General features: G+C 74.1%; 21 protein-coding genes. 10 read left to right on the top strand and 11 right to left on the bottom strand.

Translation table 11 applies throughout. The features are described from left to right. Window positions 1–81 precede the first annotated feature (81 nt). Window positions 82–720: an endonuclease gene (locus tag ABTY15_RS28235; RefSeq protein ID WP_350601443.1), complete on the bottom strand. Its 639-nt coding sequence runs from the start codon at window positions 718–720 to the stop codon at window positions 82–84. Window positions 721–787: 67 nt separating this feature from the next. On the opposite strand from ABTY15_RS28235, the gene murQ reads away from it, so the two are divergent. Beyond that, complete coding sequence (murQ, locus tag ABTY15_RS28240) at window positions 788–1,705, top strand: N-acetylmuramic acid 6-phosphate etherase (protein ID WP_350601445.1); 918 nt, start codon at window positions 788–790, stop codon at window positions 1,703–1,705. Between the two features lie 94 nt (window positions 1,706–1,799). Here murQ and ABTY15_RS28245 read toward each other — a convergent pair whose 3' ends face one another. Both ABTY15_RS28245 and ABTY15_RS28250 read right to left on the bottom strand, forming a co-directional pair. Continuing rightward, window positions 1,800–2,315, bottom strand: coding sequence for an isochorismatase family protein (locus ABTY15_RS28245; protein WP_350601448.1), 516 nt, complete (start codon window positions 2,313–2,315; stop codon window positions 1,800–1,802). A 126-nt stretch (window positions 2,316–2,441) separates the two neighbouring features. After that, window positions 2,442–3,080: a TetR/AcrR family transcriptional regulator C-terminal domain-containing protein gene (locus tag ABTY15_RS28250; protein ID WP_350601450.1), complete on the bottom strand. Its 639-nt coding sequence runs from the start codon at window positions 3,078–3,080 to the stop codon at window positions 2,442–2,444. 127 nt (window positions 3,081–3,207) lie between these two features. Here ABTY15_RS28250 and ABTY15_RS28255 point away from each other — a divergent pair, with 127 nt between their 5' ends. Continuing rightward, a complete protein-coding gene (locus tag ABTY15_RS28255) occupies window positions 3,208–4,485 on the top strand; it encodes an MFS transporter (protein WP_350601453.1) in 1,278 nt (425 codons plus the stop codon). A 72-nt stretch (window positions 4,486–4,557) separates the two neighbouring features. Here ABTY15_RS28255 and ABTY15_RS28260 read toward each other — a convergent pair whose 3' ends face one another. Next, the gene (locus tag ABTY15_RS28260) at window positions 4,558–5,088 is read right to left on the bottom strand and encodes a hypothetical protein (RefSeq protein WP_350601456.1); all 531 of its coding nucleotides are present in this window, start codon (window positions 5,086–5,088) and stop codon (window positions 4,558–4,560) included. Between the two features lie 269 nt (window positions 5,089–5,357). Between ABTY15_RS28260 and ABTY15_RS28265 the strand changes: the two genes are divergently transcribed. Both ABTY15_RS28265 and ABTY15_RS28270 read left to right on the top strand, forming a co-directional pair. Beyond that, window positions 5,358–6,890: a TolB family protein gene (locus tag ABTY15_RS28265; RefSeq protein ID WP_350601459.1), complete on the top strand. Its 1,533-nt coding sequence runs from the start codon at window positions 5,358–5,360 to the stop codon at window positions 6,888–6,890. Window positions 6,891–7,175: 285 nt separating this feature from the next. Beyond that, on the top strand, window positions 7,176–7,754 hold the full coding sequence (locus ABTY15_RS28270; RefSeq protein ID WP_350601463.1) for a hypothetical protein: 579 nt from the start codon (window positions 7,176–7,178) through the stop codon (window positions 7,752–7,754). Window positions 7,755–7,924: 170 nt separating this feature from the next. On the opposite strand, the gene ABTY15_RS28275 is transcribed toward ABTY15_RS28270, so the two are convergent. From ABTY15_RS28275 to ABTY15_RS28285, 3 genes are all read right to left on the bottom strand, one after another. Next, window positions 7,925–9,394, bottom strand: a complete 1,470-nt coding sequence (locus tag ABTY15_RS28275) for a glutamate synthase subunit beta (RefSeq protein WP_350601466.1) — start codon at window positions 9,392–9,394, stop codon at window positions 7,925–7,927. A 244-nt stretch (window positions 9,395–9,638) separates the two neighbouring features. Then, a complete protein-coding gene (locus ABTY15_RS28280) occupies window positions 9,639–10,088 on the bottom strand; it encodes a hypothetical protein (protein WP_350601470.1) in 450 nt (149 codons plus the stop codon). Next, the gene (locus ABTY15_RS28285) at window positions 10,085–10,252 is read right to left on the bottom strand and encodes a hypothetical protein (RefSeq protein WP_350601472.1); all 168 of its coding nucleotides are present in this window, start codon (window positions 10,250–10,252) and stop codon (window positions 10,085–10,087) included. The genes ABTY15_RS28280 and ABTY15_RS28285 overlap by 4 nt, the downstream gene beginning before the upstream one ends. 39 nt (window positions 10,253–10,291) lie before the next feature. Between ABTY15_RS28285 and ABTY15_RS28290 the strand changes: the two genes are divergently transcribed. The 3 genes from ABTY15_RS28290 to ABTY15_RS28300 all read left to right on the top strand — a co-directional run bounded on the left by ABTY15_RS28290 (window position 10,292) and on the right by ABTY15_RS28300 (window position 13,535). Then, window positions 10,292–11,254: a helix-turn-helix transcriptional regulator gene (locus ABTY15_RS28290; protein ID WP_350601474.1), complete on the top strand. Its 963-nt coding sequence runs from the start codon at window positions 10,292–10,294 to the stop codon at window positions 11,252–11,254. Between the two features lie 137 nt (window positions 11,255–11,391). Beyond that, window positions 11,392–12,072: a response regulator transcription factor gene (locus ABTY15_RS28295; RefSeq protein WP_350601477.1), complete on the top strand. Its 681-nt coding sequence runs from the start codon at window positions 11,392–11,394 to the stop codon at window positions 12,070–12,072. Window positions 12,073–12,155: 83 nt separating this feature from the next. Then, complete coding sequence (locus tag ABTY15_RS28300) at window positions 12,156–13,535, top strand: HAMP domain-containing sensor histidine kinase (protein ID WP_350601480.1); 1,380 nt, start codon at window positions 12,156–12,158, stop codon at window positions 13,533–13,535. A 40-nt stretch (window positions 13,536–13,575) separates the two neighbouring features. Here the strand turns inward: ABTY15_RS28300 and efeB are convergent, their stop codons facing one another. From efeB to ABTY15_RS28315, 3 genes are all read right to left on the bottom strand, one after another. Then, a complete protein-coding gene (efeB, locus tag ABTY15_RS28305) occupies window positions 13,576–14,910 on the bottom strand; it encodes an iron uptake transporter deferrochelatase/peroxidase subunit (protein WP_350601483.1) in 1,335 nt (444 codons plus the stop codon). Then, the gene (efeU, locus tag ABTY15_RS28310) at window positions 14,910–16,991 is read right to left on the bottom strand and encodes an iron uptake transporter permease EfeU (protein WP_350601486.1); all 2,082 of its coding nucleotides are present in this window, start codon (window positions 16,989–16,991) and stop codon (window positions 14,910–14,912) included. Before efeU ends, efeB begins: the two co-directional genes overlap by 1 nt. Window positions 16,992–17,205: 214 nt before the next feature. Beyond that, complete coding sequence (locus ABTY15_RS28315) at window positions 17,206–17,622, bottom strand: hypothetical protein (RefSeq protein WP_350601488.1); 417 nt, start codon at window positions 17,620–17,622, stop codon at window positions 17,206–17,208. Between the two features lie 397 nt (window positions 17,623–18,019). Between ABTY15_RS28315 and qcrB the strand changes: the two genes are divergently transcribed. Next, window positions 18,020–19,642, top strand: a complete 1,623-nt coding sequence (qcrB, locus tag ABTY15_RS28320; RefSeq protein ID WP_350601578.1) for a cytochrome bc1 complex cytochrome b subunit — start codon at window positions 18,020–18,022, stop codon at window positions 19,640–19,642. 75 nt (window positions 19,643–19,717) lie between these two features. On the opposite strand, the gene ABTY15_RS28325 is transcribed toward qcrB, so the two are convergent. Beyond that, window positions 19,718–20,152 carry a hypothetical protein gene (locus tag ABTY15_RS28325; protein WP_350601490.1) on the bottom strand — a complete coding sequence of 145 codons (435 nt, stop codon included), beginning with the start codon at window positions 20,150–20,152 and terminating at the stop codon, window positions 19,718–19,720. A gap of 254 nt (window positions 20,153–20,406) precedes the next feature. Here ABTY15_RS28325 and ABTY15_RS28330 point away from each other — a divergent pair, with 254 nt between their 5' ends. Continuing rightward, complete coding sequence (locus ABTY15_RS28330) at window positions 20,407–20,820, top strand: hypothetical protein (RefSeq protein ID WP_350601492.1); 414 nt, start codon at window positions 20,407–20,409, stop codon at window positions 20,818–20,820. Next, the gene (locus tag ABTY15_RS28335) at window positions 20,817–21,890 is read left to right on the top strand and encodes a polyprenyl synthetase family protein (RefSeq protein ID WP_350601494.1); all 1,074 of its coding nucleotides are present in this window, start codon (window positions 20,817–20,819) and stop codon (window positions 21,888–21,890) included. Before ABTY15_RS28330 ends, ABTY15_RS28335 begins: the two co-directional genes overlap by 4 nt.

Genomic DNA, 21,890 nt, shown 5'->3' on the forward strand with positions numbered 1-21,890 from the left:
CGACCACGCCTGCGCCCACGACCAGGCCCGCACCCGCGCCCCATCGCTCCCGCCCGTCCCAGACACTCCTGCCCTCCCCCCTCACGCCGCCGCAAGCTCGCGTGCCAGGTCCGGCGCGAGGCTCACCCTCGTGAGCGCCGCCGCGAGCCGCGCGAGGTCGCCCGGCTCGACCAGGGCGGCCAGCCCCTCGGGCCGTACCGGCAGCCCGAGCTCGCCGGCGGCGGCCAGCGTCCGCTCGTCGAAGTACGGCCGCAGTGTGGGCCAGACCGCCTGGGCCTCGCGCCGGAAGATCTCGGACCCGACCGGCCCGATCCGCGGAAACTCGCGCAGCAGTTCGCCGATCCGCTCGGACTCGCCCCGGGCCTCCTCCCGCAGCCGGCGCAGGTCCCCGTGCCAGCGTTCGAGCAGCAGCTCGGCACCGTGCCCGAGGGCGGTGGCGGTGCTCTCGTCGTACCGCACGTAGTGGGCGCGGCCGAGCGCGGCGATGACCGTGCGCCGATTCGCCCCCACCATCGCCTGCGGTGTGCGCAGCCCCACCCCCGAGAGCTCACGGGCTGCGACCGTGGCGGTGGCGGCGCTGATCCGGACCGAGCAGAGCACCGTCAGGACCAGCAGTCGGTAGAGCGGCGACGGTGTGTCGCGCAGCGTGATCCCGGCCTCCTCCGCATAGGTGCGGCCCTGCCTGGCCAGCAGCGCGGCGACCGTCCGGTGTTCGGTCATGGCGACGGCCTCCTCCCTACGGCTCCTGCCCGGGTTCGCGGCCGGTACACCCGGGGACGCTGGCCGCATGGACCAGGACCCCGCCCGCCCCGCCGGGCCGCCGACCGAGACGATCCGCCCGGACTGGGCGGGCATCGACGAACTGCCGACCGCCGACCTGCTCGCCCTGATCAACGCCGAGGACCGGACCATCCCCGCCGCCGTGGCCGGGCAACTCACCGAGATCGCCGCCGTGGTGGACGCCGTCGCAGCTCGGCTGGCGGACGGCGGACGACTGATCTACGCCGGGGCGGGGACGGCCGGGCGGCTCGGGGTGCTGGACGCCGCCGAGTGCCCGCCGACCTTCGGCACCGAGCCCGGACTGGTGGTGGGCCTGATCGCGGGCGGTCCGACCGCCGTGGCCGCAGCGGCGGAGGGCGCCGAGGACCGGCCGGAGCTGGCCAAGGCCGACCTGGCCGCCCTCGGCCTCACCCCGGCCGACGCCGTCGTCGGCGTCTCCGCCTCCGGCCGCACCCCGTACGCGGTGGCCGCGGTCCGTACGGCACGCAAGGCCGGGGCGCTGGCCGTCGGGCTGGCCTGCAACCGGGGTTCGGCGCTGGTGGCGGAGGCCGACCTCGGCATCGAGGTGGTCGTCGGCCCCGAGGTGCTGGCCGGGTCGACCCGGCTGAAGGCCGGTACGGCGCAGAAGCTGGTGCTCAACATGCTGTCGACGGCCGTGATGATCCGGCTCGGCCGGACGTACGGCAATCTGATGGTCGACATGCGGGCCACCAACGCCAAGCTCCGCGAGCGGGCGCAGCGGATCGTCGCGGAGGCCACCGGCGCCGACGACGCGACGGTCCGCCGCGCCCTGACGGCGACCGACGGCCGCGCCAAGGACGCGATCCTGGCCGTACTCGCGGACGTCGACGCCCCGACCGCCGCCCGCCTGCTGGCGGCCCACGGCGGACGGCTGCGCGACGCGCTACGCGAGGCACCGCACTGAGCACCACCGCTAAGCGCCGCCACCGGGCACCACAGACCGCAATACCGCCAGAAAATCGACAGCTTGACCTCGACCACGGATCACTGACGGTTGATCAGCCGAAATGCAGGTCCGCCGCCCGACCGACCACCTCACCGAAGCGCGGGAGGTCGAGCGCGACGGATGCCCGGTGCTCCTCCTCCGTGAGCGCGGCCATCGCCTCCTCGACGAAGACCAGCCCGTACCCGTGGTCGCCGGCCGCGCGGGCGGTGGACTCCACCCCGAGGTTGGTCGCGATGCCGGCCATGACCAGGGTGTCCACGCCCCGAGCCTGGAGCAACTCGTGCAGGCCGGTGCCGTGGAAGCCGCCGATCGTGCGCTTCACCACGACCTCGTCGGCCACCGCCGCGACCTCGGCCACGAGGTCGCTCCCGGACGGCTGTTCGGCGACGTTGGGGCGCTCGACGCGCACCGCGACGACAGGGGCGCCGGCCTTGCGGAAGGCCTCGGCGAGCTCCAGCGAGGCCGCGACGACCTCGGTCCCGGTGCGTGGGGCAAGGGAGTTGGCGACGATCCGGTCCATCAGATCGATCAGGACGAGCGCCGTGCCGCGAGGATCAAGGGTTCGCATGGCGCTCACGCTAGCGGATCACCGGCGGCAGCATCACTCACGAGCAACAACCCCACCCGCGAACAGCGGCCCCACACGCGAACAGCCGCCTCAGGCACGAGCAGCGGCTCACTCACGAACGCCGGCTCACTCACCGACAGCAGCCTCACGCGCCACCTCGGCCCGGAAGCCGTCGATCAGCACGCGCAACCCGTACTCGAAGTCGGCGTCGTGGTCGGTCATCCGCAGCACCTCGGCCGCCTCGCGCAGCAGCGGGAGGTCGCGCAGCGCCTCGTCCGGGAAGGGCGGCCCGGCGCGGTCCTCGGCGCCCTGGCGCCAGGCCTGCTCCTCGGTGACCCAGCCCATCAGGTAGCGGTCGACGGTGAGCAGCAGCCGCAGGGCCGTCCGGGGCCGCAGACCGGCCTGGCAGAGGGCGCTCAACTGGGCCTCGACGGCCGGGAGTTCCGCCTCGGTGGGGAGGGTCCCGGCGTGCACCCGGGCGCCGTCCCGGTAGGCGAGCAGGGCGCGGCGCTTGGCACGGGCGTCGGCGGCGACCCAGTCGGGCCAGTGCGCCGGGTCGGGGGTACGGTCCGGCGGCAGCGCCTCGGCGAGCATCGCCTCCGCCATCAGGTCCAACAGTTCCCGCTTGTTCTTGAAGTGCCAGTACAACGCCGGTGACTGGACGCCGAGTTCGCGGGCCAGCCGGCGGGTGGTGAGCCCGTCGATGCCCTCCTCGTTGAGCACGCGCAGCGCGGTGCGCACCACCTCGTCCCGTTGCAGCGCCATGCGCCGCACCACCTTTCCGGCCGCTCGCCCGCCCCTTGTCCGCTATTCGCTTGCCCCGCCACCTTATCGCCGCTAAGTTCCCGGTTCGGAATTTATCACCGATAAGGAAAGCAGGGCGAGCCCCTCCATGACCTCCGGCACGGACCGCCTCCGGTCCCGACTCCTGCCCAACACCGCACCCTGGCGCGGCTCCCGCGACTTCCGCCTGACCTGGACCTCCGGCACGATCAGCCTCTTCGGCTCGATCTTCACCATGACGGCGATCCCCTTGCAGATCGCCGACCTCACCGGCTCGCCGCTCGCCGTGGGCGCGGTCGGCGCGGTCGAACTCCTCCCGACGATCGTCTTCGGCCTCTACGGCGGCCTGCTCGCCGACCGCGCCGACCGGCGGGCCGTCGCCGTGCTCACCGAGGCCGCCCTCGCCGCGCTCAGCGCCTTACTGCTGACCAACGCGCTGCTCGGCACGCCCGCGCTCTGGCCGCTGTACGCCGCGGCCGGACTGGCGGCGGCGCTCCAGGGCCTCCAGCAGCCCTCGGTGGAGGCGATGATCCCCCGACTGGTGCCGCACGAGCAGCTGGTGGCGGCGGGCGCCCTGCTCTCGCTGCGCTGGAGCCTCGCCGGGCTGGCCGGTCCGGCGGCCGCCGGGCTGCTCATCGCCTGGGCCGGCGTCCCGGCGGCGTACCTGGTGGACCTGGGCACCTTCCTGCTCTCACTGGCCCTGCTCGCCCGCGTCCGGCCCGTCCCCTCGGAGCGGGACGCCGAGGCCCCGGTGCTGCGCGAGTTCGTCGAAGGCGCCCGGTACGCGGCCCGGCGGCCCGACCTGCTGGGCACCTACCTCGCCGACCTCGCGGCCACCGTCTTCGCCCTTCCGACTGCGCTGTTCCCGTTCCTCGCCCAGGAGTTGGACGCGCTGTGGGCGCTCGGCCTGCTCTACTCGGCGGCCGCCGCGGGCAGCCTGCTGGCGGCCGCCACCGGCGGCTGGACCGAGCGGGTGCACCGGCACGGCCGGCCCGTCCTGATCTCCGCCGCACTGGTCGGCGCCGCCATGGTCGGCGCCTCGCTCGCCACCGACCTGTGGGCCGTGCTGCTCTGCCTGGTCGTCGCAGGCGGCGCCAACTGGATCGGCGACACCTTCCGCAGCGCCATCTGGAACCAGTCCATTCCGGACGAACTCCGCGGCCGTGCAGCCGGGTTGGAGCTGCTGGTGGGCTCCGCCGGACCCGCCCTCGGCGACCTCCGGGCCGGTAGCCTGGCCGCCCGTCAGGGTATCCGCGCGGCGTTGCGCACCGGCGGTCTCCTCTGCCTCGCCGGCACCGCCACCCTCACCGCCGCGCTACCCGCACTCTGGCGCTACGACCGGTGCACCAGCCCGCACGTCGAGGAAGCCCGCGCGGCTGCGCGGTGAACGGGAACCCCTCCGCAGCCGTCAACTCCCGGCGCTCACCAGCACTCACCAGGACCGCAGCGCGCCCGGCGTTCAGCACGCCGAAGCGTGCCGGGCGATCAGCGCACCGAGGCGGCTCGGGTCCTCGGTGCCGCGCTTCGGCAGCAGGACCAGGACGTGGGTGTTCGCGTCGCCGCCCAGCAGCAGGAACAGTCCGGGCGTCTCCAGGTAGTGCGGCAGCTCCGGCCAGATGTGCACGGTGCTGGTGGCGTTGTTGTCGACAGTCACCCCGTCCGCGCCGACGACGACCCGCAACTCGCCCTTGCCCGCCGCGAGTCGGGCCGCCTGCCAGGTCTGGAGCCGGGGCAGTCCGGCCACCAGCAGCAGCACGAGGAGCATCACCAGCCCCGGCGGCCGGATGCCGTGGTCGGCGACCGAGGTCAGCACCGCGCCGGCGGCGGCGCACGCACCGATCAGATACCGCTGCGCCCGGCCTCGTCGACCCTGCGCCGTCCGCCGGGCCAGTGCCGCGAACGCCGCGCGGAAGTCCGCGGCCGTCGGCGTGTACCGGACCTCGATCATCTGCTCCGCCGCCCGGCCTGCCGCCACCTGCAGCCCGTCCACCCGCGCCCCCTCCACCCGTAGCCCCCGCGCTCGACGCCCCGGCGCTCGACGCGCTCTCCATGATCGTAACAAGCCCCCTCCGACCCAACCGCCCCGCCCGAACCGGCCCCCCGAGCCCGCCCTGCACGCCCCGCATGCCCCGTTGACGCGAATCCGTCACTCCCTCCCCCGCCCCCATTGACCGCCCGGCCCCCGAACGGTTGGCTCACCATCGAGCCGGCCGCCGGGGAGCTCGGTGCGGTACGGCGCGATCCCAGGGGAGGGACCAGATGACCCACACGACCCGCACTACCAACACGACCCACACGGCCACCACCGCCCACACGCCCCACACCACCCGCACGCCCCGGGCACGAGCCACCCGCCAACTGCTTCGCGCCGCCTGCACACTGGCCGCAGCCGCCCTGGCCGTCACAACCGCCACCGCCGTCGTGGCTGCCGCGCCCGCGCAAGCCGCCCCGGCGCACGGCCGCACCGAGCGGGTGTCCATCGGCCTCGGCGCGGCGCAGCCCGACGGCGCCTCGTTCGCGGCCGGTGTGAGCGCGGACGGTCGCCTCGCCGTCTTCACCTCCGGGGCCACGAACCTGGTGCCGGGCGACACCAACGGCAAGAACGACGTGTTCGTCCGCAACCTGTGGACCGGCGCGACCGAGCGGGTCAACCTCGGCGCGGACGGCACGCAGGCCGCCGGCGACTCCTTCGACGCCGCGATCAGCGGCAACGGCCGCTACGTGACGTTCAGTTCCTACGCCACCAACCTCGCGCCCGGCGCCAACCTGGGCTTCGAGGACGTCTACGTCCACGACCGCTGGACCGGGCGGACCGAACTCGTCTCCACCGGCCACGACCCGGCCGCGCCGGCGCAGACCGGCAAGCTCTCCGGCCATCCGTCGATCAGCTGGGACGGCCGCTACATCGCCTACCAGTCCAACCGCTCCGACCTGGCGCCCGGAACGGTCACCTGGCTCGGCGGCAACATCTACGTGGCCGACCGCTGGACCGGCAGGACCCGCCTGGTCAGCATCGGCGCGGACGGCGCCGAGGCGAACGCCTCCTCCGCCGATCCGGTGATCAGCGCCGACGGCGGGTCCGTCGGCTTCATCTCCAAGGCCACCAACATCGTCGGGCAGGACAAGCCTGGCGCGCTCGCCCCGGCCGCCGCCGCGCAGCTCGCCGCCGGGGCCTCCGACGAGGAGTTCGTCCGCGACTCCTTCCGGCACGACGCCCACCCGGAGATCCTCAAGCCCCGGTTCTACCCCCTCTACGTCCGCGACCTGCGCGCCGAGGAGACCCGCCTGGCCAGCCCGGACGGGGCGGGCGGCTACCGCGGGGCGGCCACCCCCGCGCTCAGCCCCGACGGCCGGTTCGCCGTCTTCTCGTCGCCGGTCCCGGACGGCGGCAGCCCGTGGTCGCACCACTTCGAGGTGTACGTCCGGGACTTGGAGGAGGACACCGAGACGCTGGTCAGCGTCGGCCTGCCCGGCACCAAGACCGCCGGCGACTCGTCCAACGCGCGCATGACGGCGGACAACCGCTGGGTGTACTTCAGCTCGACGGCGGAGAACCTCGTCCCCGGGGACACCAACAACGCCCGGGACGTCTTCCGGCGCGATCTGTGGACCGGCCGCACCGAACGGGTCAGCCTGGCCGCCGACGGCAGTCAGAGCGCCGGGAACTCGGATGATCCCTTCGTCGACGCCCTGGGCACCACGGTCGTGTTCAGTTCGGAGGACGGCGGTCTGGTCGCGGGCGACACCAACCGGGCCAGCGACGTGTTCCTGCGCCGGCTCCCGCTGTTCTGAGCCCGCGCCGACGCCCGCCCGCCCCGAGCAAGCCCGGGGCGGGCAACCCCATCCCAAGCGACCCCGCCCCGAGCAACCCCGTAACCGGGTAGTCAGCTTGAGTCCAGCCCGCCGCCCGAAAACCACACCGGACGGGGCGTCAAGCAAAGAGTTGCCGTCGGACTCCTGACCAACGCTTCGTCAACTGTTTACCGTCGCCGGTCTACCCGCATAGACCCATCAGTGGTGACATGGACACACCGCTCGGCGACCGGTGCCGAGCCCGCGTCAGGGAGCCCTCAACCCATGCCTCGCCCCCACCGCCTCGCCCCCGCCATGGCCGTCGTCGTGCTCGCCACCGCCGCCCTCACCGCCGGCGGCACCGCGCACGCCGCCACCGCGAACACCGCCGCGAAGACCCCCACCCGCACCACCCTCGCCGCGACCTGCTCGCAGGCCTACCTCCCGCTGCCCGACCCGGTCTGCACCCCGGGCGCCACCAACCCGGACGTCACCCAGGACACCATCGACGACACCATCTGCGTCGGCGGCTACAGCAGCTCGATCCGCCCCTCCACCAGCTACACCAACCGTCTGAAGATCCAGCAGATCGCCCAGTACGGCTACGCCGACACCGACACCGCGGACTACGAGGAGGACCACCACATCCCCCTCTCCCTCGGCGGCCACCCGACCGACCCGCGCAACCTCTGGCCGGAGCCCCGCTACTCCACCGGCCCCGCCGACCAGACCGCGGGCGACAAGGACACCGTCGAGTACAAGCTCTACCGCGCCGTCTGCAACCACCAGGTGGACCTCGTCCCGGCCCAGCAGGCCATCGCCACCGACTGGACCACCGCCCTCTCGGTCCTCGGCCTCTCCTGATCACCCCGGGCCTGATCACCCCGAGCCTGATCACCCCGAGCCTGATCACCTCGGGCCTGATCACCCCGGGCCTGATGCCCCGGGCCTGACCACCCCGCGCCCCGGCCGGGTGCCCGACCACGGAGCGAGCACCCGGCCACCCCCGGGAGAACCCCACCCCCGGACTCCGCTCAGAGCGTGAGCGCCCGCGCCGAGGCCCGGATCGGGGCGGGCAGTTCGGTGTCGCCCCGCAGGTAGCGGTCGACCGCCGCGGCCGCCGCCCGCCCCTCCGCGACGGCCCAGACGATCAGCGACTGCCCGCGCCCGGCGTCGCCCGCGACGAAGACACCCTCGGCCCCGGTCGCGAAGTCGTCGTCCCGGACGAGGGCCCCGTCCGGGCCGATGGCCAGCCCGAGGTGGGCCGTGAGCCACGGCTCCGGCTCGGGCCCGGTGAAGCCGAGGGCGAGCAGCGCAAGCTCCGCCGGGATCGTCCGCTCGGTGCCGGGCCGCGGGCTGCGGTCGGCCGGTTCGGCCTCGGCGAAGTGGACGGCGGCGAGCCGCCCGTCCGGGCCGGGCTCGAAGCCGACGGTGGTCGCGGCGAACACCCGTGGCCCGGCTGCCGTGGCGCCGGACTCCTCGTGCGAGGTGGTCTCCCGGTACACCTTGGGGTGGACCGGCCAGGGCTGCCCGGCCGACCGGCGGCCGGGCGGGCGCGGATTGATGTCGAGCTGGGTGACGGACGCCGCGTGCTGGCGCAGCGCCGTCCCGAGGCAGTCGGCCGCGGTGTCCCCGCCACCGACGATCACCACGTGCCGCCCGCGGGCGGACACCGGCGAGTCCGGCCGGTCGCCCTCGTCGACCCGGTTCGCCCAGGTCAAATAGCTGATCGCGGGATGCACCCCGGGCAGGTCGCGCCCCGGCACCGGAAGGTCCCGGCAGTCCGTGGCGCCCACCGCGACGACCAGCGCGTCGCACCCGGCCCGCAGTTCCCCGGCCGAGACGTCCCGCCCGACGCGCACCCCGGTGCGGAACGCGGTGCCCTCGGCCCGCATCTGGTCGAGCCGCCGGTCCAGTCGGTGCTTCTCGAGTCGGAACGGCGGGATGCCGTAGCGCAGCAGCCCGCCGGGGCGGTCCGCCCGCTCGTAGACGGTGGTCCGGTGTCCGGCCCGGGTGAGCTGCTGGGCGGCGGCGAGCCCGGCCGGGCCGGAGCCGACCACGGCGACCCGGTGCCCGCTGCGGCGCTCGGGCGGTTGCGGCCGGTCCCAGCCCTCGTCCCAGGCCCGGTCGGCGATGGCCAGCTCGATGTTCTTGATCGTCACGGCGGCCGCGTCGATCGCGAGCACGCACGCGCTCTCGCAGGGGGCCGGGCAGAGCCGCCCGGTGAACTCGGGGAAGTTGTTGGTCGCCAGCAGCCGCGCTGCCGCCGCCCGCCAGTCCGCGTCCGCCACCAGCCGGTTCCACTCGGGCACCAGATTGCCGAGCGGGCAGGCGTGGTGGCAGAACGGCAGGCCGCAGTCCATGCACCGGCCGGCCTGCCCGCCGACGAGCGGGAGCAGCGCGCCGGGCCGGTACACCTCCCGCCAGTCCCCCACCCGCTCCTGCGCGTCCCGCCGCGCCCGCTCCGCGCGCGGGGTGGTGAGGAAGGCCATCCGGTCTGCCATCGCGGCCTCCGGCAGGGCGTGCCGACTCGGACCCGGCGGCCGACCTGCCGGGCACGCCGCCGTGTGGCCACGGTACGCCCACGAAGCACCCTGCGGAAGCGGTGCACTCAGCGTGAGAACCGGCGTGCGGAATCAGCGCGGGAATCCTGCGCAAAAACCCGGCGCAAAGACCCGGCGCAGGAACCCTGCCCAGCAACCCGGAGCAGGAACCCGGCGTGCGCACCCGCCGACCGGCCTCGCCCCGCTACCGCCGGGAGAACGCCATGGTCCAGTTGGTCACCCAGGTCGCGCCGTCGTCGGTCGAGAAGGCCTGCTCCCAGTGCGCGGCGTCGGCCGTCACCCCCGACCAGCGGTAGCGCGCCCGGATCGGCGTCCCCTGGTACTCGTCGTCCCCGTGGAACTCGCCCACCCCGTCCGTCCACCGCCCGACGACCGGCGGGAACAGCCGGCCGGTGCGGGTGCTCGACCAGTACAGCGACCACTCCTCGCGCTCCGGGTCGTAGAGCCGCAGCGTGAGCCCGGTGAAGCCCTTGGTCGGGAACTCGATCTCGTCGAGGTTCGCCTGCCCGTCGAAGTGCCGCGAGCCACGCGTGATGCCCGGGAACTCCTCCCACGGGCTGTCCGGGTCGAGGAAGTCGGCGCGGGCGCGGTTGACCACGTCCCAGGTGCCGGTGAGGAAGTCGAAGTCGTTCACGAATGGTCTCCAGTCATGGCGGCGGGGGCCAGGTCGGCCTGCTCGACGGCGGGCTCCATCCCGCCGGCGCGGGACGGCACGTGGTGGCGCTTGACGTGCCGTCCGCCGGTCCCGACGGACAACAGGGCCGGCAACGCCGGCAGCAGGTCTTCCTGGAAGGGCATGGCTGGACGCTACGGCCGCTCCCCTGACATCGTGTGTCAGTGAAGTCCAGCCGCCTGTTGTCGATCCTGTTGCTGCTCCAGACCAACGGCCGGATGACCGCCCAGCGGCTCGCCGAGGAGCTGGAGGTCTCGGTCCGCACGGTGTACCGCGACGTCGAGGCGTTGCAGGCGGCCGGGGTGCCGCTGTACGCGGACGCCGGCCACGGCGGCGGCTACCAAGTGCTGGCCGGCTACCGCACCCGGCTGACCGGGCTCAACGCGGGCGAGGCCGAGGCGCTGTTCCTGGCCGGGCTACCCGGCCCGGCCGCCGCCCTCGGGCTGGGGCCGGCCCTGGCCGCCGCCCAGCTGAAGCTGCGCGCCGCGCTGCCGCCCGCCCTCCGCGCGGACGCCGACCGGATGCGCGCCCGGTTCCACCTGGAGGCGCCGGGCTGGTACGCCGAGGACGACGAGGTGCCGTTCCTGGCGCAGGTCGCGGACGCGGTGTGGCGGGGCCGGGTGCTCCAGGCGCGCTACCGCCGCTGGAAGGCGCCGACCGACGTCGACCGGCGGCTGGAGCCGTACGGTCTGGTGCTGAAGGCGGGCCGCTGGTACCTGGTCGCCGGGCCCGGGCCGCGCACCTTCCGGGTCGACCAGATCCTCGAACTCAGGGAACTGGCGGAGGGCTTCACCCCACCGGACGGCTTCGACCTGGCCGGCTGGTGGCGCGCCTACGAGGCGGACTTCCACGCCCGGCTGCACCGCGGCGAGGCCGAGGTCCTGCTGGCCCCCGGCGCGGCCGCCCGGCTGGGCACCGCCGCCGCCCGGGCCGCCGAGGCCACCGGCACGCCCGAGCCCGACGGCCGGGTGCGGGCGGTGCTGCCGATCGAATCGCTCGACCACGCGCACTCCGCCTTCCTCGCCCTCGGCACCGATGTCGAGGTGCTGGCCCCGCCGGAGCTGCGCGCCCGCCTCGCCGACACCGCCGCGGCCCTCGCCCACCGGTACGCGGCCGTCCCCGCCTGACCCCGTCACCCGCCCCCGACCCCGCTCCCGACCCCGGCGCACGCCCTGCCCCCACCCCGCGGCCCAACCCGCCCCACGGCCCAACCCAACCCGCCCCGCCCGAAACCGTCGTGAGCACGCCAGGAAGAATCGGAGCCATGACCCACACCGTGCTGATCGCCGAGGACGACCGGGCCATCCGCGACTCCCTCAGCCGCGCCCTGCAACTGGAGGGCTACCGGGTGAGCACCGCCGTGGACGGCGCCCAGACGCTCGCCGCCCTCGCCGAGCAGCGCCCCGACCTGCTGGTCCTGGACGTGATGATGCCCGCCCCGGACGGCCTGGAGATCTGCCGCCGGCTGCGCGCGGCCGGCGACCGCACCCCGGTGCTGATGCTCACCGCCCGGGTCGAGGTCCCGGACCGGATCGCGGGCCTCGACGCCGGAGCCGACGACTACCTGGTCAAGCCCTTCGACGTGGACGAGCTGTTCGCCCGCCTGCGCGCCCTGCTGCGCCGCAACCCGCCCGAGCCCGCCGAGGACGTCCTCACCGTGGCCGACCTGCGGATCGAACCGGGCGCCCGGCGCGCCTGGCGGGACGGGCACGAGCTCGAACTCTCCCGCACCGAGTTCGACCTGCTGGAGCTGCTGACCCGGCACGCCGGCGCGGTGCTCGACCAGGCCACCGTGTACGAGCGGATCTGGGGCTACGACTTCGGTCCCGGCTCGAAGAACCTCGCGGTGTTCATCGGCTACCTGCGCCGCAAGCTCGACCGCCCGGGCCTCGCACCGTTGATCCACACCGTCCGCGGCGTCGGCTACACGCTGCGCGAACGGTGACCGGCCCCCGGCGCCCCCGCCGCACCGCCGGCCTGCGCACGCCCCGCCTGCGCAGGCCCGGGCCGCGCCTACCCTGGCCGCGCGTGCCTGGCCTGCGCCTGCCCTGGCTGCGCATGCCCGGCCTGCGCACCACCGTCCCGCTGGCCTTCGCCGCGATGGCCGCCCTGATCGCGGTGCTGATCGGCGCGCTCGGCTACCGCGCGGCCGCCCGGCTGATCCGCGACGACGAGACCGCCGACTTCACCGCGGCCGTCCAGGCGGTCCACCAGCAGGTCGTCCGCGAGAAGCTCTTCCCCGGCGACTTCAACGGCCCGAGCGGCCTGAGCGAGGAGCTGCTGCGCCCGATCCGGGTCACCGCGCAGTCGCTGGACGCCAACGGCGCGGTGCTGCCCGGCACCGCCCGCGTCGACCTGCCCCCGGCCCCCGGCGACCAGGGCCTGGCCCGGGCCGACGCCCCCGGCCGCACCACGGCCGACCTGCGGCGGGCCCACGGCGACACCTACCGGGTAGCCGTGGTCTCGCTCGGCGGTGGCCGCGGCGCCGTCCAGCTCGTCCAGCAGCTCGGGGACACCGAGCACCTGTTGTCGGTCCTGCGGCTGCGCACGGTGGCGGTGGTCGCGGTGGTCGCGGTGGGCGCGGGCGGGGTCGGCTGGCTGTTCGCCCGCCGGATCACCGGCCGACTGCTCCGGCTCACCGAGGTGGCCGAACTGGTCGCCGCCAGCGGCCGGTTGGACGTCCCGGTGCCCGCCACCGGGACGGACGAGGTGGGCCGGCTCGGCCGGGCCTTCGACCGGATGCTCGGGCGCCTGGCCACCGCCCGGGAGAAGCAGCGCCGGCTCGTCCAGGACGCCGGACACGAGCTGCGCACCCCGCTGACCAGCCTGCGCACCAATCTCGCCGTGCTGCCCAGCCTGGACCGGCTGCCGCCCGCCGAGCGCGCCGCGCTGATGGCCGATCTGGCCGAGGAGGCCAAGGAGTTGACGCTGCTGGTGGAGGAGCTGGTGGCGCTCGCGGCGGAACAGAAGGCGGACGAGCAGCCGATCGCACTGGTGCTGGCCGGGGTGGTCCGGGAGGCCGCCGCCCAGGCCCGGCGGCGCAACGGCCGGGAGATCACCGTCGACGCGGACGAGACCACGGTGACCGCCCGGCCGGAGGCGCTGGCCCGCGCGGTGGCCAACCTGCTGGACAACGCGGCCAAGTTCGACCCGGCCGGGACGGCGGTGATCGAGGTGGTGGTGCGCGGCCCCCGGGTCGAGGTCCGCGACCGGGGGCCGGGGATCGAGGAGGCCGACCTGGACCGGGTCTTCGACCGCTTCTTCCGGGCCACCGCCGCCCGCAGCCTGCCCGGTTCGGGGCTCGGCCTGGCCATCGTGCACGAGGTGGCCCGCTCGCACGGCGGCACCGCCTTCGCCGCCAACCGGCCCGGCGGCGGCACGGTGATCGGCTTCACCCTGGGCAGTTGACGGATAGCTGACGGACAGTCGGCGGATAATTGACGGATCGTCAGGTGACGTCGGCCTGTCCGGCGGCGCCGAGCAACCCCCGCCCGAGCCAGTCGGCGGCGTCCCGCACCCCCGGCAGGGCGAAGAAGTAGCCGCCGCCGACCGGCGAGATGTAGTCCACCAGCGGCTCGTCGACCAGCCGGGTCTGGGTCGCCTCGAACTGCCGCACCACGTCCTGCTGGTAGCAGCAGAACACCAGCCCCAGGTCCAGGTTCCCGGCCGGGTCGACACCCCGGTCGTAGTTGTAACCGCGGCGCAGGATCCGGGAGTTGTCGGTGTCCGCGGTACGCGGGTTGGCGAGCCGGATGTGCGCCTTGAGCGGGATCGCCTTGCCCTCCGGGTCCTTGCCGTAGTCCGGCGCGTCGGTCTCCTGCCGGCCGTCCAGCGGCGCTCCGGTGTCGCGGCGGCGGCCGAACATCTTCTCCTGCTCGGCGAGGGTGACCCGGTCCCAGAACTCGACCAGCATCCGGATGACGCGGATCACCTGGTAGCTGCCGCCGGTCGCCCAGGCGGGCTCGCCCAGGCCGTCGACGACCCAGATCAGCCGGTCCGTCTCGCGGACGGAGGTGGTGTCCGGGTTGACGATGCCGTCCTTGAAGCCCATCAGGTTGCGCTGGGCGCCGTCCGGGCGGGCGGGGTTCTGGAAGCCGTCGATCCGCCAGAGCACCTGCATGCCGCCCCGGGTGTGCCGCGCGATGTCGCGCAGCGCGTGCAGCACGGTGTCCTGGTGGTCGGCGCAGAGCTGCAACGAGAGGTCGCCGTGGAGTTCGGCGGCCTGAAGGTTGTCGTTGGGGAAGGTCCGCATCGGCGCCAGCCGGACCGGCTTGGCCTTGGCCAGCCCGTAGCGTTCGTCGAACAGCGAGGCGCCGACCCCGACCGTGACGGTCAGGTTGTCGGCGGGCACGACCGGGCCGAGGACGCCGCTGTCGGAGGGCGGCGCGCCGACGCCGAGGTCGGGCGGGGTGCCCCCGGCGGTGAGGAAGCGGATCCGCTCGGTCAGCGTCCGGAACAGCTCCTCGAGCCCCTTGCGGTCCGGGGCGATCACCTGGCAGGAGACGAAGGCCGCGAAGCCCGGGGGCGGGGTGAGGATCCCGGCCTGGTGCGGGCCGTGGAAGGACACGGTGCCGGTGGCGGCCGGGCGGCCGCTCCCGGCGGCGGCCGGCTCGGCGGCGAGCACGAAGGCGCCCCCGGCGATCGCGGCGGCCCCGGCACCCGCACCGAGCGCGGCCCGGACGACGCTGCGCCGGGCCGGACCGGCCGGGCAGCCGCCCTCCGGGGCGGCCCGGTCCTGCGGGGCGGGGCAGGAGACCGGGTCGGCGGTGGTGTGGTCGGTCATCAGGCGGCCTTCCGGATTTCCAGCAGGGCGGGGATCGGGGCGAGGTCCTCCAGGAGCCGGCCGACGGCGCCGTTCAACCGCCGCCGGTGGTCGGCGGGCAGCCGGTCCAGCGGGGTCCAGCCCTCCGGCCCGTGCGCGGCGGCGAGCAGGTCGCCGACCTGCTTCACCCCGGCGTCGACCCGGGCGAGCAGCTGCGGGTCCCGCTCGTCGAGCAGCGGCCGCAGCACGGTCAGCAGTTCCTGGGTGCCCGCCAGGTTGGCCTGAGCGGTGGCCAGGTTGCTGCCGCTGCCCTGGTCGGTGTCGCCGGTCAGCTCGAACTGGAGGGTGTTCTCCAGGATCTCGTGGGCGCGCAGCGGCAGGTCCCCCGGATCGAAGTCCTGGCCGGGGAAGTCCTCTCCGAGCTTCGCCACGTCGGCGGCCAACTGGTCGGCGACGGGTGTGAGTTCGGCGGCCGACCGGCCGTGCCAGAGGCCGTGTTCCAGCCGCAGGAAGCCGCTGAAGTCCTTGTCCCCGGCCTTGTCGGCGAGGCCGTCGGGGCGGCCGTTGATCCGCCCGTCGAGGTCGCCGAAGGTGCCGTAGGCGGCGCCGAGCGAGGCGTACCGCAGGTGGGCGGTGAGCCAGTCGGCCCTGGCGGCGGCCAGGTCGCCGGCGCGGACGTCGGCCTGGAGCCTCGCCGTCTCGGTCCGCAGGCTCGCGAGGCCCTGGACGACGTACTGCTTGTAGCTGTCGAGCGGGCCCTTGAGGTCGTCCTCGGCGACGGGTTTGACCGCCTTGACCTCACCGCCACCGGTGACGTGCACGGCGGCCGAGGTGACGGACCTCCCGCCGGTGGGCACGCAGCGCCAGGCGTAGTCGCCGGTGCCGATGGTGGCGGTCAGGGCGCGGGTGGTGCCGGGCGCCAGGCCCTCGATCTCGCCGTAGACCGCGCCGGTCGCCGGGTTGACCAGGTAGACCTCGGCGACCTTGTCACCGGTGTTGTGCATCTGGAACACCTGCTGGCCGGGGGCCGGCGCGGTGAACCCCCGACCGCACTCCGCCTCGGAGACGGCGACGGTGGCGGCGCCGGCCGGCTTGTCCGCGCCGACCGCGATCACCACCGCGGCCACCACGGCCGGGCCGGCCACCAGCGCGGCGGGCAGCACCCACCGCCGTCGGCCGGGGCGCCCCGGCGGGTCGGCCTTCCGCGCTCCCCCGGCCACTCCGTCGCCCGCTCCCGAGGCAGCCGTCGGGCCCGCCGCGGGAGCCGGAGCCGAGGTCGGAGCCGCCCCGCTCCCCCGGAGGCCCTCGACGAACAGCGTCATCACGATGCACAGGTACGCCACGTACCCGACGACCTGGAGGACCGTCATCGTGACGGTCAGGTTGAGGGTGCCCTGGACGAGCGTGGCGTACCAGGAGGAGGCGTCCAGCCGCCCGCCCAGGTCGAAGGCGTACGAGGCGCCGCCGCCGACCAGCCCGGACTCCTGGAGGTCGCGCAGCCCGTACCCGAGCACCCCCGCCGCGATGACGATCAGTCCGGCGCCGGTGATGGTGAAGAACCGGGTCAGGTTCATCCGCAGCGCCCGCCGGTACAGCGCCCAGCACAGCCCGGCCGACAGCAGCAGGCCGGCGGCCGCGCCGATCAGCGGGCCGGTGGACTCCCCGGCGGTACGGACGTTGGTCCATAGGAACAGCGAGGTCTCCAGGCCCTCGCGGGCGACGGCGAGGAAGCTGGTGAGCACCAGCGCCCCGGCACCCAGCGCCAGCGAGGCCTGGACCTTCTCCTTCAGTTCGGCGGAGAGGGTGCGCGCGGACCGGCGCATCCAGAACACCATCGCGGTGACGAAGCCGACCGCGATCAGGCTCAGCACCCCGCCGAACGCCTCCTGGGCGTGGCCGGAGAGGCTGGCGGCGGTGAAGGTGAGCACGGCACCGAAGCTGAGGCTGAGCGCGAGGGCGGCGGCGACGCCGGTCCACACCTGCGGCAGCCGGTTGCGCTGGTCGAAGCGGACCAGGGTGGCGATCAGGATCGACACGATCAGTCCGGCTTCCAGGCCTTCGCGCAGTCCGATCAGGAAGCTGGGAAACGCCTCATCCCACATGCAGCGGGCTCCTCCCGGGGTGACGGCGGGACGGCACAGCCGAACGCCCCGGACATCGCTGGTCCAGGGCGTTGCGGCTTAGCTTAGGCAAACCTTAGGTTCGCCGCCCTCCGGTGCACCCGCACGGGGCGGTAAGGGTTCGGTATGAGGGCCGCGCCGGTGCGGCGGGCCGCCGCGCCAGGCCGGACGGCGCGGCATGATCCGAAGACACCCCCTAGCCCCACCACTGCTCCGGGACGGTCTCCCGGTCCACCGGCCCGTCGGCGGGCACGGTCACCGGTTCGGCCCCGGCCGAAGCCGACGCCGACGCCGTCACCAGGAGCTCGCCGCCGTCCGTCTCGGTGACCCGGTAGCCGCACTCGCGCAGCACGACCGCCGCCGCCCCGCTGACCGCGGCCCGCGCACCCCGCGACGGCGGCCCGTCAGGTCCATCCGGCCCGTCAGATCCGCCCTGCCCATCAGGTCCGCCCGGCCCGTCAGATCCGTCGGGCGCGCCCCCGGGGGCCCAGCCGACCACCACGCCCTGCGGGCGATGGCCGATCCGCAGCCGGGACGGCCCCGGCCCGGTGTCGAACCCGGCGCGGGCGAGAGCCGCGGTGACGTCCTCGAAGAGTTCACGGTGATCCACCATTGGCGCAGCGTAGGCCGTGGATCGCGGGACCCCCTCGCACGGCGCGCGCCGAAACGGTTCAGCGGCACCCGAGCGCAGCACCGGCCACTCGGCGGCAGCCGATCGGGCGTCAGGGACCCCCGTCCGGCCCGACACGAGCGGCCGGACGGGCCGATGGACGTGCACAGTCGGCCCCCTGCCGACAGCATGACAGAGTAAGCGCTCCATCACCCTGAGCAACGGGGTCGGCGGGTCACCCCGCCCGCGCGCCGGGTCCGCCCGGCGGTCCCGTATCGAGAGGTCCCATGATCACAACACTTCGCCGGCCGGCGTTCGCGTCGGCGGGCCTCCAGCCCGGTACGCCGAGGACGCCGGGGAGCCCGTCGTGAGAGCCGACCAGCAGTCGCAGCCGGGACCGGTGACCAGTACGCGCGCCAAGCCCGCGAACACGGCCGAGGCCCTCGCCGACTGGACCGACGGCCGGCTCGGCATCTACGGCCTGGCCAAGGCCAACCTGCGCAAGATCTTCCCGGACCACTGGTCCTTCATGCTGGGCGAGATCGCGCTCTACACCTTCATCATCATCATCCTGACCGGCGTCTGGCTGACCCTGTTCTTCAAGCCGAGCATGGCCGAGGTCATCTACGACGGCTCGTACATCCCGCTCAGGGGCATCCCGATGTCCGAGGCCTACGCCTCGACGATGGACATCAGCTTCGAGATCCGCGGCGGGCTGCTGATCCGGCAGATCCACCACTGGTCGGCGATCGTCTTCGTCGCCGCGATGCTGACGCACATGATGCGCGTCTTCTTCACCGGCGCGTTCCGCAAGCCGCGCGAGATCAACTGGGTCTTCGGCGCGCTGCTGCTGTTCCTCGGCATGTTCGACGGCTTCATGGGCTACTCGCTGCCCGACGACCTGCTCTCCGGCACCGGCATCCGGTTCATGGAGGGCGCGATCCTGGCCGTGCCGATCATCGGCACCTACCTGCAGTTCTTCTTCTTCGGCGGCGAGTTCCCGGGCACCGTCATCGTGCCGCGGCTGTTCACCGTGCACATCCTGCTGATCCCGGGGATCATGGTGGGCCTGCTCGCGGCACACCTGATCCTGGTCTTCTACCACAAGCACACCCAGTTCGCCGGGCCCGGCCGGACCAACGACAACGTGGTCGGCATGCCGCTGCTGCCGGTCTACACGGCCAAGGCGGGCGGCTTCTTCTTCCTGGTGTTCGGCGTGGTCTCGGTGATGTCGGCCATCGCCACGGTCAACCCGATCTGGGCGTACGGCCCGTACCGGCCCGACCAGGTGTCCACGGACGCCCAACCGGACTGGTACATGGGCTTCTCCGAGGGGCTGATCCGTGTCATGCCGGGCTGGGAGATCAGCGTCTGGGGCGGCCACACAATCAACCTCGGGGTGTTCATCCCGCTGATGATCTTCCCGCTCGTGCTGGTCTTCATCTGGGGCATCCCGTTCGTGGAGGCCTGGATCACCGGGGACAAGCGCGAGCACCACATCGCCGACCGGCCGCGCAACGCACCGGTGCGCACGGCCATCGGCGCCGCCTGGATGAGCCTCTACCTGATCCTGCTCGCCGGTGGCGGCAACGACCTGCTGGCCACCCACTTCCACCTGTCGATCAACGCGATCACCTACGCGGTCCGGGCCGGGTTCTTCGCCCTGCCGGTGATCGTCTTCGTGGTCACCAAGCGGTGGTGCCTGGGCCTCCAGCGGCGGGACAAGGAGAAGGTGCTGCACGGCCGGGAGACCGGCGTCATCAACCGGCTCCAGCACGGCGAGTACATCGAGGTGCACGCCCCGCTGCCGCAGGGCCGGCTGTTCACCCTCACCGCGCACGACCAGCCGCAGCCGGCGGACCTGCCGCCGGAGGTGGACGAGAACGGGGTGGCCCGCAAGGTCGGCCTGTTCACCCGCGCCCGGGTGAAGCTGTCCCGCGGCTTCTACGGCGAGGGCAGCCAGATCGCCAAGCCCACCGTCGAGGAGCACGAGGAGATCAGCAGCGGCCACGGCCACCACTGAGCCGCCGCGCAGTACGAGGGCCCGCCCCGCCGTCACCGGCGCGGCGGGCCCTCGTCGTGGCCGGGTCCGTCCGGTTCAGCCCCGCAGGGCCGCCGGGACGACGGCGAACAGCGCGGCCGCGAGGGTGACGGAGAGGCAGAGCGCCGCCCAGCGGGTGCAGATCCGGCGGCACTCGCTGCGGTAGCGGGCGGCCAGCTGGCGGCAGCGCTCGACGGCGCGGTCGACGACCTCCTCGGCGTAGCGCAGCCGGTCGGCGGTGTAGGCCTGTTCCAGGCTCTCCCGCTCCGCGGTGGGCAGCCACGGGAACTGCCCGGCGAAGGCGCGGGCGTCCCGTTCGGCCGCGGCGACCTCGGCCTCCCAGGCCAGGTAGCCCTCCAGCCGGGCGATCTCCACCGTCGAGTCCGCCCGGGGGCTCGGCCGGGAGTCCGCCCGGGAGTTCGGCCGGCCACCGCCGGCCGCCTTGCCCTGCCGAGGGGTCCGCGCTCTCGGCGGACGCTGTCTGCCACCCATGACCGCTCCTCACGTCCTGTCGGGCCCGTCGGCCCGGACCGTCCTGCCGGATCACCTTGCGTCGGTTCGCTCCGCAAGCAGGCAACTACTATCAGTGACCAGAGGGGGCCGCCGGGCGACTCGCCGAGCCCCCGGGGGGACTCCCGACCACTCCACGGCCCGGACACGCTCCGCGCACAGCCGTGTACCATCGGTGCTCAGTGTTTGCGACGGTGTCCCCGGACCTCCCGGGGCACGAACCTGGAGGTCGGCCAATGCCCGATGCCGGTCGGTTCAGCGAGTTGGGCGAGCAGGGCTCGCGCGCGGTCATGGAGGCGGCCGCCGTCCTGGAGAGCGAGCTCGCCGCCGGACTCGTCGACGCCAAGGCGGCCGGCGCCCGGGTCAGCGGTGAACACCGGGTCGACCCGCAGGAGTTCGACAAGCTGGTGCGCCGGGTCTCCGACAACACCCACGAGCTGATCGACGCGGTGAGCGCCCGGGTGCTCGACGGCACCACCGGCGACGCCGCCGAGCATGCCCGCAAGCTCACCACCAGCGCGCACGACATCGTCGACCTGCTGCTGAACCTCAGCAGCCTCGCGCCCGCCTTCGCCAACCAGGGGCTGGCGAACGCCTTCGGGCACCAGCGCACCGCCGGCCCGGAGACCGACGGCCGGCACGAGGGGTGACCCCGGCACGGCTCACCGGCGGGGCCCCGCTGGTCGAACGGGTGCTGGACCGCTACCGGGAGCGCACGGTGGCCGCACTCCTGAAACACATCCCCGGGCAGAGCCCGCCGTACCTGTACGAGCTGGCCGCCGACTACCCGGCCCGCCCCTGCAAGGGGCTGCGGGCCGCGCTCTGCCTCGCCACCTGCGCGGCCTTCGGCGGCGACCCGGCCCGCGCCCTCAACCCGGCCGTGACGGTCGAGATGTTCCACAACGCCTTCCTGATCCACGACGACATCCAAGACGGCAGCGAGCTCCGCCGGGGCGAGCCGACCCTGCCCGCCCGGTACGGCGTCGAGGTCGCGCTCAACGTCGGCAACGCCACCAACCTGCTCGGCCTCCAGCGGCTGATGGCCAACCGGCGGGCGCTCGGCGGCGAGCTCGCCTGGCGGCTGTTCGAGGAGACCGAGCTGATGTGCCGGCAGTCGCTGGAGGGCCAGGCGCTGGAGATCGCCTGGATCCGCGACAACGCGTGCGCGCTGGTGCCCGGCGACTACTACCGGATGTGCCTCAAGAAGACCTCCTGGTACACCTTCCTCTACCCCTGCCGCTCCGGACTGCTGGTCGCCGAGGGAGCCACCACCCGGGCCGACCGGCTGGACCGCTTCGGCTGGTACCTGGGCGCGGCGTACCAGATCCAGGACGACGTGCTCAACCTGGTCGGCACGGAGGCCGATTACGGCAAGGAGATCGCCGGGGACCTCTGGGAGGGCAAGCGCACCCTGATGCTGATCCACCTGCTGGAGCGCTGCACCCCGGCCGAACACTCCCGCGTGGTCGGCTACTTGAGCGCCACCAGGGCGCAGCGCGGCCCCGACGCGGCCGAGGACGTCCGGTGGCTGCTGGAGCGGCTGACGGCCTACGACTGCGTGGAGAGCGCGCGCCAGGCCGCCGCCGGGCTGGTCGAGGCCGCCGAGCGGGAGATCGACCAGGTGCTCGGCGCGGCCCCCGAGGTCGCGGGCCAGGAGGCCGAGGAGGCACGGGAGTTCCTGTTCGCGCTACCCGGCTTCGTGGTCGAGCGCGGGCGCTGA

The sequence above is a fragment of the Kitasatospora sp. NPDC097643 genome (genome assembly GCF_040302625.1).
Classification (GTDB): Bacteria; Actinomycetota; Actinomycetes; order Streptomycetales; family Streptomycetaceae; genus Kitasatospora.

What these genes read in the sequence shown, in the direction of transcription:
- ABTY15_RS28235 (WP_350601443.1), bottom strand. Translation starts at nt 720, where the DNA reads ATGACCGAACACCGGACGGTCGCCGCGCTGCTGGCCAGGCAGGGCCGC.
- murQ (WP_350601445.1), top strand. Translation starts at nt 788, where the DNA reads ATGGACCAGGACCCCGCCCGCCCCGCCGGGCCGCCGACCGAGACGATC.
- ABTY15_RS28245 (WP_350601448.1), bottom strand. Translation starts at nt 2,315, where the DNA reads ATGCGAACCCTTGATCCTCGCGGCACGGCGCTCGTCCTGATCGATCTG.
- ABTY15_RS28250 (WP_350601450.1), bottom strand. Translation starts at nt 3,080, where the DNA reads ATGGCGCTGCAACGGGACGAGGTGGTGCGCACCGCGCTGCGCGTGCTC.
- ABTY15_RS28255 (WP_350601453.1), top strand. Translation starts at nt 3,208, where the DNA reads ATGACCTCCGGCACGGACCGCCTCCGGTCCCGACTCCTGCCCAACACC.
- ABTY15_RS28265 (WP_350601459.1), top strand. Translation starts at nt 5,358, where the DNA reads ATGACCCACACGACCCGCACTACCAACACGACCCACACGGCCACCACC.
- ABTY15_RS28270 (WP_350601463.1), top strand. Translation starts at nt 7,176, where the DNA reads ATGCCTCGCCCCCACCGCCTCGCCCCCGCCATGGCCGTCGTCGTGCTC.
- ABTY15_RS28275 (WP_350601466.1), bottom strand. Translation starts at nt 9,394, where the DNA reads ATGGCAGACCGGATGGCCTTCCTCACCACCCCGCGCGCGGAGCGGGCG.
- ABTY15_RS28285 (WP_350601472.1), bottom strand. Translation starts at nt 10,252, where the DNA reads ATGCCCTTCCAGGAAGACCTGCTGCCGGCGTTGCCGGCCCTGTTGTCC.
- ABTY15_RS28295 (WP_350601477.1), top strand. Translation starts at nt 11,392, where the DNA reads ATGACCCACACCGTGCTGATCGCCGAGGACGACCGGGCCATCCGCGAC.
- efeB (WP_350601483.1), bottom strand. Translation starts at nt 14,910, where the DNA reads ATGACCGACCACACCACCGCCGACCCGGTCTCCTGCCCCGCCCCGCAG.
- efeU (WP_350601486.1), bottom strand. Translation starts at nt 16,991, where the DNA reads ATGTGGGATGAGGCGTTTCCCAGCTTCCTGATCGGACTGCGCGAAGGC.
- ABTY15_RS28315 (WP_350601488.1), bottom strand. Translation starts at nt 17,622, where the DNA reads ATGGTGGATCACCGTGAACTCTTCGAGGACGTCACCGCGGCTCTCGCC.
- ABTY15_RS28325 (WP_350601490.1), bottom strand. Translation starts at nt 20,152, where the DNA reads ATGGGTGGCAGACAGCGTCCGCCGAGAGCGCGGACCCCTCGGCAGGGC.
- ABTY15_RS28330 (WP_350601492.1), top strand. Translation starts at nt 20,407, where the DNA reads ATGCCCGATGCCGGTCGGTTCAGCGAGTTGGGCGAGCAGGGCTCGCGC.